Annotated in this window: 1 protein-coding gene; it reads left to right on the top strand. The window is 41.0% G+C overall.

The window, feature by feature from the left end; translation table 11 throughout:
- On the top strand, positions 1–861 hold an 861-nt coding region (locus tag I2503_RS09405), incomplete at both ends, for a Rib/alpha-like domain-containing protein (protein WP_247644714.1).

The following is an 861-nucleotide window of genomic DNA, read 5'->3' as shown; positions in this document are numbered from 1 at the left end:
ATCCACGTACAGATGCAGATAAGTACACACCAGAAACAACTCCAGAAACTGTAGCCAAAGGTGGCACAGTAGACTTAACAGATAATGTTAAACCAATCACTGATGAGTCAGGTAAGCCAGTTGAAGTAACAGTTAAAGATGTGACTCCAGAGGGTGCGATTGATACAAACAAACCTGGAAATTACACAGGTAAGGTAGAGATCACTTATCCAGATGGCAGCAAAGAAGTTGTGGATGTACCGGTAACAATTGTAGATCCACGTACAGATGCAGATAAGTACACACCAGAAACAACTCCAGAAACTGTAGCCAAAGGTGGCAAAGTAGACTTAACAGATAATGTTAAACCAATCACTGATGAGTCAGGTAAGCCAGTTGAAGTAACAGTTAAAGATGTGACTCCAGAGGGTGTGATCGATACAAATACCCCAGGTGACTACACAGGTAAGGTAGAGATTACATACCCAGATGGAAGCACAGAAGTTATTGATGTACCGGTAACAATTGTAAATCCACGTACAGATGCAGATAAGTACACACCAGAAACAACTCCAGAAACTGTAGCCAAAGGTGGCAAAGTGGACTTAACAGATAATGTTAAACCAATCACTGATGAGTCAGGTAAGCCAGTTGAAGTAACAGTTAAAGATGTAACTCCAGAAGGTGCGATTGATACAAACAAACCTGGAAATTACACAGGTAAGGTAGAGATCACTTATCCAGATGGCAGCAAAGAAGTTGTGGATGTACCGGTAACAATTGTAGATCCACGTACAGATGCAGATAAGTACACACCAGAAACAACTCCAGAAACTGTAGCCAAAGGTGGCAAAGTAGACTTAACAGATAATGTTAAACCAA

This window comes from Streptococcus sp. NLN64 (genome assembly GCF_015831295.1).
Lineage (GTDB): Bacteria > Bacillota > Bacilli > Lactobacillales > Streptococcaceae > Streptococcus.
The sequence above is the reverse complement of the archived record's forward strand: the minus strand, read 5'-3'. Positions and strand labels throughout refer to the sequence as shown.